General features: G+C 41.6%; 9 protein-coding genes and 1 pseudogene. 6 read left to right on the top strand and 4 right to left on the bottom strand.

All coding sequences use genetic code 11. The features are described from left to right. Positions 1 to 890: 890 nt before the first annotated feature. Positions 891 to 1625, bottom strand: a complete 735-nt coding sequence (locus B157_RS0109175; protein WP_020603047.1) for a hypothetical protein — start codon at positions 1623 to 1625, stop codon at positions 891 to 893. Positions 1626 to 2238: 613 nt separating this feature from the next. Between B157_RS0109175 and B157_RS0109180 the strand changes: the two genes are divergently transcribed. Further along, positions 2239 to 2631, top strand: coding sequence for a DUF7793 family protein (locus B157_RS0109180; protein WP_026308600.1), 393 nt, complete (start codon positions 2239 to 2241; stop codon positions 2629 to 2631). Between the two features lie 13 nt (positions 2632 to 2644). Next, positions 2645 to 3751, top strand: a complete 1107-nt coding sequence (locus B157_RS0109185) for a methyl-accepting chemotaxis protein (RefSeq protein WP_020603049.1) — start codon at positions 2645 to 2647, stop codon at positions 3749 to 3751. On the opposite strand, the gene B157_RS37355 is transcribed toward B157_RS0109185, so the two are convergent. Together B157_RS37355 and B157_RS0109195 are read right to left on the bottom strand one after the other, a co-directional pair. After that, positions 3737 to 4645 (bottom strand): UPF0236 family transposase-like protein, encoded by a 909-nt coding sequence (locus tag B157_RS37355; protein ID WP_020603050.1) that lies wholly within the window; start codon positions 4643 to 4645, stop codon positions 3737 to 3739. The two genes, B157_RS0109185 and B157_RS37355, sit on opposite strands and share 15 nt — an antisense overlap. Before the next feature lie 71 nt (positions 4646 to 4716). Beyond that, positions 4717 to 4923 carry a hypothetical protein gene (locus tag B157_RS0109195; RefSeq protein ID WP_020603051.1) on the bottom strand — a complete coding sequence of 69 codons (207 nt, stop codon included), beginning with the start codon at positions 4921 to 4923 and terminating at the stop codon, positions 4717 to 4719. A 70-nt stretch (positions 4924 to 4993) separates the two neighbouring features. Here B157_RS0109195 and B157_RS34830 point away from each other — a divergent pair, with 70 nt between their 5' ends. From B157_RS34830 to B157_RS0109215, 4 genes are all read left to right on the top strand, one after another. Next, positions 4994 to 6142 carry a sensor histidine kinase gene (locus B157_RS34830; RefSeq protein WP_020603052.1) on the top strand — a complete coding sequence of 383 codons (1149 nt, stop codon included), beginning with the start codon at positions 4994 to 4996 and terminating at the stop codon, positions 6140 to 6142. A gap of 12 nt (positions 6143 to 6154) precedes the next feature. Then, positions 6155 to 6562 (top strand): response regulator, encoded by a 408-nt coding sequence (locus B157_RS0109205; RefSeq protein WP_020603053.1) that lies wholly within the window; start codon positions 6155 to 6157, stop codon positions 6560 to 6562. 326 nt (positions 6563 to 6888) lie between these two features. After that, entirely contained in the window at positions 6889 to 7104 is a 216-nt protein-coding gene (locus tag B157_RS0109210; protein WP_157618351.1) for a hypothetical protein, read from the top strand. Then, a complete protein-coding gene (locus B157_RS0109215; RefSeq protein ID WP_020603055.1) occupies positions 7088 to 7855 on the top strand; it encodes a transposase in 768 nt (255 codons plus the stop codon). Before B157_RS0109210 ends, B157_RS0109215 begins: the two co-directional genes overlap by 17 nt. A 20-nt stretch (positions 7856 to 7875) precedes the next feature. Here B157_RS0109215 and B157_RS38935 read toward each other — a convergent pair. Continuing rightward, positions 7876 to 8126, bottom strand: a pseudogene (locus tag B157_RS38935) (ISLre2-like element ISRsl1 family transposase); the annotation flags it as partial.

Genomic DNA, 8126 nt, shown 5'->3' on the forward strand with positions numbered 1-8126 from the left:
TTGCATGAACTGAGATGACCTGGTTAGTCAATCCATGAAGAAAGGAGTTAGCTAGAGCTACTCCGACCGTTACCAAGCCAATAAAGCGGACAATTGAGACACTTCGGTTATCGAAGTAGCCTTGCTGAGTGTACTGACGAAATAAGCGAAGTAAACTAAGNCCAATCGCAACTATGCCCGCAAAACAGATCGTTTTCACTCCAAACCAAAGTGCGTGCAACGGCAGTTGCATCCGAAGGGCATAGTTAATGGTTCGCCATCCGGCAGTAGCAAAGCCAAACACAGAACACACTAACAACAGGAAAAGAACGCCAACTGCCAGTTTTGAGGTTTTCATACTAATATGATTTAGTTTGGCCGCTAATGTACAAATTTTTAATTTAAAACATTAAATATTTAATGTTTTAAATTAAAAATTTGTACATTNGGGGGTGGCCCACATTCGTACGAAATGTTCCACCTAGGGTGTGTTTGCCGTTTCGTACGGCAGCGGCCGACCGTAAAATCCGTCACATGATCAATCTGGCGATATCTAGAAGGAATAACCAGCTTAGCTACTTTGAGTTCAAAAAGTGTGACTTTTTGAACCCTTCATCCGATTTTGGTAGCATACTCGCTTGAAAGGCCAAATGACGAATTATGTAATTGAAAGGCCAGATGACGAATTATGTAACTAAACTACCATCGGCTAAAAGACCGATGGGTTTGCTTTCGGCTGAAGCCGACTAAAGAAACAAAAACAAAACGAGTAGTGATTTTTCTGCTGCTCCAAAGAGTAAAACTGAACAGGGCAGCCTGAGCGGTCTTCGCCTAAAGGCGAGGGATTTACCCCCAGATTGATACATTAATCCTGTTACGTGGTGGATTTACCCCAAATGTGTCAGCTACCCCTAACGTGGGAAAGCAACGTCGCTAGGAGCCTGATTGTAGTTATTCAAGCAACTATCAAGTGGTTGGCCGTGTAAGTGAATGCAATCACAGAAATCGTAACCGGCCTTGGTTCGGTTACCACCATTAAATTGCTTCTTACACTGTGCCAATGTGTTGCGAGGCCTAATACTGTAAAGGCTTGGGATGCCTATTACGCAAAGGACAACAGCAGCAAGCACACCGGCAAAAAAAGAAATTGGAAATTTGTTGTTAAGCGTTCTGCTCCGGGTAGAGCCATTAGAAAGTGGCAGACGATTAAAAGGAAGAATATATTTCCACTTGTCATAATGCCAACCAAGCAAATATAAATTAGATAACACCATCAAGGGCGCAGTGAAAAGCGAACCATCAAAACGCGTCGCATAGGTTAGAATGCAAATGTTTAAGATAATAGGAAAGTAAAGAAATGCGCCTATTGTTACTGTGCTAGGTATCAATAGCAGCACGGCTGATAGGACCTGCACAACTCCAATCGATGTATAATAGTAGCTAGTATGGTTTAGGGCTTCCAAATAATGACCCATCGGGTGGTTCACTGCTAATCCGCTGGCAAATCGCTCACCCGTGATTTTAACCAAACCCGCAGGCAAAAAACCGGCGGCTAGGGCTATTCGATTAAAGATAGCAAAGTACTGAAGCCATCGGTAGCGCTTCACCTGCCAGTGTAGTGCATCAAGTTTGGAAGAGATACTCATCGCTAATTGACATCTATTGTTTTTTTAATTGAAAGTACTTTGTAATGCAAAGTTAGTGCAAATTTCATGAACAATCTTGCATGAGATTGTAGTTGCAACCAAAATTTGACTGTTAGGGGTACGTTTTGGGATGGTTCTTCCGGATCGTGCACGATCCGGAAGAACCATCCATCTTTAAAATGTTGTCCATAAATTAGGGAGGTCGCCGCATCGGCACGGTCCCGCAACGGCGGACCGTGCCGATGCGGCGACCTCCCAATGTACTCTACTTGCCAAAATAACCCCGTACTAGGGGTTGAATATGTATAACTAATTGATTAACAAATTATTATAGGCTCTATGTGGCGGATATACCCTGAATATGTCAGCTACCCCAACGATAGATCGTAAAAATCCAGGCCCCTTCCTACTAGACGCTTCAGTAACACCTTGTCACTACAACGCTACTTACATATACACACTTCTACAACAAAAGGTAAGTATTTAGGTAGGTGATTATTCTTTACTGTTCTTGATTGAGATCAATAACATAGCTGAGTTAAACCTATTGATAGTCAGCCTACTGGCTGATATTTAACGCCTAAGCGACGAAAACTGATTCTTACTTAGAAATATGGTGCTACCAGAAAATATTGACGTCTATGAATTGCCAACATCAACTATGTGGTTTGATGAAAATGGAATTCTCTGCTCTATTGCTAAAAAAGTTCCTCGACAAACGGTAGAAGAAGCAAAGAAGACGATGGAGGAATTTAAAAAAATAACAGGCGGAAAAAAAATTTGCCTGCTTTCTGACAGCACGGATTCGACTCCTGCTAACAAAGAAATGCGTGATTATGCTGCCGAAGTAATGCCGGAAATTGCAAAAGCAGTAGCAATAATTTCACGATCTGCCGTGGGAAAAATGGCTGCAAATTTGTTCTTTAGCATAAAAAAACAACCGTATCCTGTAAAAATGTTTACGGATGAAACTGAAGCTAAAGAATGGTTGAAGCACTATTTATAAAATCAATTTTATAATGGCAAATTTTTCTCTTTTCAGCTGGTTTAAAAATAAGTCTATCGCAAAGAAATTATATTCTGTGGTGGGCATTATGGCCGTTCTTATTGCCATTGAACTCGGAACACTTTACTTCGCTGTTAGTACACTTTCGTCGGTAAGGGCTTTTGTCGGAGCTGAAGGATTATGGTCAAAATCTCAAAAAGATGCCATCTATCATTTGCGCAAATATTACCAGACCCATAATGAGGAAGATAAAAACGCATTTTATAATTTCATGAAAGTGCCCCTGGGCGATCACAAAACATTAATGGAATTATTGAAGAAAAACCCTGATTTGGCGATTGCCCGACAGGGTTTACTAGAAGGTGGTAACCATCCTGACGATATTGATGGCATGATTAACTTATTCCAAAGATTTCATAACATATCCTATATTCGTAAGTCAATAAAGATCTGGACAGAAGCAGATTCCGGTATTAGCCAGTTAATACCCATTGCCAAAAAAATACATTCAGAAATAAACCTTCCTATCAGCCAGCTAGTTCCATCCTCCTCATCTCAAAATAAATTAGATGAGATTGTAAAGAACATAGACCCCATTAATCAAAAACTTACCATACTCGAAAATGAATTTTCTTACACACTGGGAGAGGGTGCGCGATGGTTGGAAAAAATTATTTTAAAATTGTTACTTGCCATCGCATTAACCGTTGAGTTCAGCGGGCTGATACTCACTTATTTTATTGTTAAAGGAATTACAAAAGGGTTGAATGAAATTACGAGTGCTTCAAAACGTATTGCCCAAAAAGATTTTAGTGTAAAAGCACAAGTATTTTCAAAGGACGAGATTGGCATACTGACAACTTCATTTAATGATATGACAGTAGAACTTTTTAATAGTATACAAAAAAGAATACAAGCTGATAAAGAGTTAGAATTCAAAACGAATTTCATTCAGGAAAACGAGAAAAGAATTGTTAGTATAATGGATGCGCTCATAAAAATCACTCAATTAGATTTTTCTGAAAAGATTATCTTAAGCGAGAGAGGTGATGAACTCGATGCCATTGCCGTTGGCCTAAATAGGGTGCATTTCAAATCTACCCGTTTAAAGTTGACTTAGCCGCTCAGTCACCAAATTCCATCGCTCACTTTTAAAGGCTGCCCGCAGGTTGAGCATGGCTTGTGCTCCTTCATCACTCCACCGCTGACCACTTCGTTTCATCCGGCACTGGACCACCGTCCGGTGAGCAGCTTCCATGGGACCCGAACCGATTTGTAAACCCCGAGCCCGAAACTGACTATACCGCATTCGATGCCGATTGCGCTGGTAATATCCAACTACCCTGCTACGTGACTCACCGGCCACAAGTGACACATTTGGTAAGGCGGCTAAGTTGGATAAGACCATATCAACCCCCTCAGCTAATAAAGTAGCTCGCTGTCTGTCAAGCCATTGACCCCCTTCTTTAGCCGTCTTAAAATGAAGCCTACTAAACTCGGCCAAGTGTTCTACCGCATGATAGTAATCAAGAATGTGGGTGGCCTTGGGGTAGTTCTGTTCCAGATATTGCTGAATCCAGACCCCACCATCAGTTACAAAAACCAGCCGGTCGGGATCCGCTTTATAGGTACCTAAACTGGCTTCAAATTGAGGGATAAATTCCTGGCTACTTCCCAGATGGGCGCAATAGGTCGAACTATCCAGTTTGAAACGGGCTTGGGTATCGCCTTTTCGCCCCGCTTCTACCCGGCTCAAGCTCGAAAAGATCCGCCCTACTTTGACCTCCTGCCAGCCTTGGTCGGTGAAAATCATACTGCCATCCATCGATCCGTAAACGACTTCCTGTTCTGCCAGATCAGGGTGGGCGACCTCTTGCAGTAAATCGAGGGTAATCTGGTGACCCAGGACACTACTCACCCGGTAAACCTGACTTGTTGATATATCAATTCCCAGAAAAGCCTTAAACCAATTAGTACTGGCCGAATAAACATCACTGACACCAGCTAAAGCCATGAGCCCTTGGAGATAAGGCGTGATAAAGAATCCGTTTGTTTTAGCCTTAAATCGATGATTACGCGGAATTTCTATTTGCCCAAATCGGGTTTGACATTTGTTTTTTTTCGGGGATTATCCGGTAGCTGGCCTATGGTTGCCTGCAAGACCTCACCGCCCAATGTTGTCCATACCTGGGCGAATTTCTGCTCGTATGCCAGAAAAGTAGGCTCTTTTTGAAGGGCATCTAACTCATCGAACTGGGCATCAACGAGCGCGTGGAGTTCTTCTCTGGTCATAGCGGTTAGCGAGATTTTCAACTAAGTTAACTTTAAACGGGTAGTTTTGAATTGCACCCGCCTAAATACAATGAGTGAAGAACTTGAATTTCATTTGCAACAAGTAGAACAAAGCGAAGCAAAACTGAATGATGCTCAACGATTAGCGAGAATAGGAAATTGGGAGATGGATATGACCACTCACAAAGTACACTGGTCAAACGAAATGTTCAACGTTTATGGATACGGAAATGAAAGGTTTGAAGTTAGTTTTGAAAAAGCGCTAGAGCGTATGTTACCAGAAGATGCTGAACGTACAAAGGCAAGAATGAAAAAAAATACGGAGGAAGCCTTACAGGCATTTAAAGAAAAAAGTATTTTTGAATTTGAGACCGCTCCATCTAATTTTACCATTATTTTGCCCGATGATAGTAGAAAGGTTGTACAAGGAATAGGTAAAATAATACTAAATACTAACGGTCACGTTACCAAAATAGTGGGCACTGTACAGGATATAAATGAAGAATATAAAGCTGAACAAAAACTAAATGCATACAATATTGAATTAGAAAGAAAAAACAAAGAGATAGAACAATTCGCCTATGCTGCCTCGCACGACTTGCAAGAACCTCTTAGGAGCATTTCCAATTTTTCAAAGCTATTAGCCGAAAAATTAGAAACGTATCCCGATAAAGAAATGAATGAGTATATGCGTTTAATAAGTGGAGGAGCAAGCCGTATGTCAAACCTGATTTTTGATTTGCTTGAATATTCCAGAGTAGGAAAAGATATGGCTAAGCGAGAAACGGATTGTAGCAAATTAGTACATGAAATTTTAGCCGATCTAACCGTGGTTATTGCTGAAAGTGGTGCGAAAATTCATATTGAAAAATTACCAGTTATAAATTGTTACGATTTAAAATCCGTTTTTCAAAACCTTATAATCAATGCAATTAAATTCAGAAAGAAAGACATTAGCCCTGTAGTAAATATTTCAGCAACTAGTACAGGAAAAGAATTTCTTTTCATAATTAAAGATAATGGCATTGGAATTGAGAAAGAATATTACGATAGAATATTTATAATTTTTCAACGTCTGCACCTGCGGACACAGTATGCAGGCACTGGTATAGGACTTTCTCTAACCAAAAAGATTATCGAAATGCATGGTGGACGAATATGGGTTGAATCAGAAATCGGAGAAGGAAGCACATTTTACTTCACAATTCCAATAAGTTAGAACAAACCTGTTATGAGAAAAAAACTGAACTGTATTTTATTAGTTGATGACGACCCGGATGATAACTACTACCATCAGATCGTTATCAATAAAATGAACATTGTTAACCACATTGATATTGCCGTAAACGGAATAGAAGCAATGGCGTATCTCAAAAACAAAAATCAAAACCCACCCGAAATAATATTTTTAGACATTAACATGCCTAAAATGAACGGATGGGAATTTTTAGAAGAATATAAAAATTTAGACATAGATAAAAAAGCAAAAGTACTTATTATGATTTTAACAACATCCGCAAACCCTGATGACATAAAAAGGGCAAAGGAAATACAGGATGTAACGGGCTTTGAAACAAAACCATTAAGCCCAGAACTGATTAAGGAAATTTTACAGCAACATTTTCAGGACTACTTATAAAATAACCACGAAACCCGATACGATACATTTTCAGGGTGAGAGGGCTTTGTTGCATGGCTCCTAAACGATAGTACAGGCGGATCAGATAGACTACGAATTACTAATACAAAGAATCGTTTTTTACTGAAACAGTACACTAGATAAGGCTTAGGTAGGGAGGTTGCCAACATTACGGGAAAATGTTTCTCACTACTGGACATTAAGTGGATGAGACAGCAAAAAGCGAGGGAAAGTTGTTGCTTTGTTGTGTGACGAACATTGCTAAACTCTACTCCTCGCTTTTGGACAAAAGTAAGGACTTAACTGGGCTTTTACGACCGGCCTTGATGAAAAATCTAGTGCTGGTGGGCTGTGCCATCCTACTTAAGGAGACGGTCAACCTCAACAAATTGAAGAACGGGATAGGATCGATATTGGAAAATGACCAAACGCTGCCTCACTCCCACTACCGGCGACTGACTCGTTTTTTCGACGAGCCAATCGCCAAGCGACAGCTATGGAATCGGAGCGCCGAAGCTATGGCTCATGATCTGGCTCATTGACTACATTCGTCAATGGGATGGCCGTTCCCAAAGCCTGTTTCTAACATTGGATGCCACCAGTTGGCAATGGGGACAGACAAAGATTCAGTTATTGGTACTGAGTCTAGTGTATCGGGGTATTAGTCTGCCCTTATGTTGGGTGGATTTAGCTAAAAAAGGCCACTCGAATCAGCAGGAACGCAAACGGCTGCTACAGATCGCTTCCAAACTGTATGACCTGCGAGGCTTTTGCTTACTGGCTGATCGGGAATATGTAGGTCGCAACTGGTTTGCATTTTTGGACGAGTTGGGCCTGTTTTTTATCATCCGATTATCTCATCAAGACTATAAGTATGAAGTTAGTGCGGGGGGGGAAAGCTATGGTAGTTTGCTTAAAAAGGCCTTACAGGGCAAGTTGGTTAGCCAAGACGTTCGGATCGGCCAAGGGTGTTATCAGTTTATAGCCACTTGCCATCAGGATGGGCCGGATGGGACTGATCCGCTAGTGCTATTACTGACTAATACGACCTGGAGTAAGCAGAAGGTGCTGGCCCGCTATCGGATTCGCTGGTGTACAGAACCTCTGTTTCGGCATTTGAAATCGAACGGGTTCAACCTGGAAGCGATAGGGTTTGACAATCGGCAAAAGATTCGACTGCTGGTGGCTATTGTTGTGGTGCTGTATGTGATCTGTGTGGCTGAGGGCCTTAAACATTTTGAGCGAATTAGCCATAAACGTTACGCAAATGGCGGCAGATATGGCACGGAGTAGGTGCATTTCAAAACTACTTATCACCTATTAAGGTTATTGGTGACTAATTGCCAGCGGCCACTTTTAGCCGCTACTCGCAGGTTGAGCATCGCCTGAGCCCCCGGGTTGGTCCAACGTTGACCACTGCGCTTCATCCGGCACTGGATCACCGTGCGATGAGCCGCTTCCATTGGGCCACTGCCAATCAGCAAACCCCGATTTCTGAAACTACCGTACTGCATCCGGGATCGGTTCGCTTCCAGATAAGCCATTAACCGAGTACGTTCTGCTT

The sequence above is a fragment of the Spirosoma spitsbergense DSM 19989 genome (genome assembly GCF_000374085.1).
Classification (GTDB): domain Bacteria; phylum Bacteroidota; class Bacteroidia; order Cytophagales; family Spirosomataceae; genus Spirosoma; species Spirosoma spitsbergense.

Coding starts and splice junctions, on each gene's coding strand:
- B157_RS0109210 (WP_157618351.1), top strand. CDS start 6,889: ATGAAAAATCTAGTGCTGGTGGGCTGTGCCATCCTACTTAAGGAGACG.
- B157_RS37355 (WP_020603050.1), bottom strand. CDS start 4,645: ATGGCTTTAGCTGGTGTCAGTGATGTTTATTCGGCCAGTACTAATTGG.
- B157_RS0109205 (WP_020603053.1), top strand. CDS start 6,155: ATGAGAAAAAAACTGAACTGTATTTTATTAGTTGATGACGACCCGGAT.
- B157_RS0109195 (WP_020603051.1), bottom strand. CDS start 4,923: ATGACCAGAGAAGAACTCCACGCGCTCGTTGATGCCCAGTTCGATGAG.
- B157_RS0109215 (WP_020603055.1), top strand. CDS start 7,088: ATGATCTGGCTCATTGACTACATTCGTCAATGGGATGGCCGTTCCCAA.
- B157_RS0109175 (WP_020603047.1), bottom strand. CDS start 1,625: ATGAGTATCTCTTCCAAACTTGATGCACTACACTGGCAGGTGAAGCGC.
- B157_RS34830 (WP_020603052.1), top strand. CDS start 4,994: ATGAGTGAAGAACTTGAATTTCATTTGCAACAAGTAGAACAAAGCGAA.
- B157_RS0109180 (WP_026308600.1), top strand. CDS start 2,239: ATGGTGCTACCAGAAAATATTGACGTCTATGAATTGCCAACATCAACT.
- B157_RS0109185 (WP_020603049.1), top strand. CDS start 2,645: ATGGCAAATTTTTCTCTTTTCAGCTGGTTTAAAAATAAGTCTATCGCA.